The organism is Burkholderia sp. LFS061, assembly GCF_047978125.1.
Lineage (GTDB): Bacteria > Pseudomonadota > Gammaproteobacteria > Burkholderiales > Burkholderiaceae > Burkholderia > Burkholderia pyrrocinia_C.
Genome location: NZ_JBFPFS010000195.1, coordinates 1 through 223, shown reverse-complemented (window position 1 = coordinate 223; position 223 = coordinate 1). Strand labels below are relative to the sequence as shown.

General features: G+C 70.9%; 1 protein-coding gene. It reads right to left on the bottom strand.

The genetic code is table 11. From position 1 onward, the window contains the following. The coding region (locus ACNQQL_RS36325) for an ATPase, T2SS/T4P/T4SS family (RefSeq protein WP_347069777.1) at nucleotides 1–223 on the bottom strand (223 nt) is incomplete at both ends.

Sequence of the window (223 nt, the reverse complement as noted above, 5' to 3'; positions counted from 1 at the left end):
CCGGCCCGCGTAGCCCGAATGCCCGCACTTGTCGCAGCCGACCGGATGCCACAGCGTGCGGCCATCCTCGTGCCGCTCTTCCTTGCAGACGGGGCAGAGCTGCCGCACCAGCCGCTGCGCGAGCACGCCGAGCAGCGACGATGCGAGCAGGTACGGCTCGACGCCCATGTCGGTCAGACGCGTGACGGCCGATGCCGCATCGTTCGTGTGCAGCGTCGCGAGC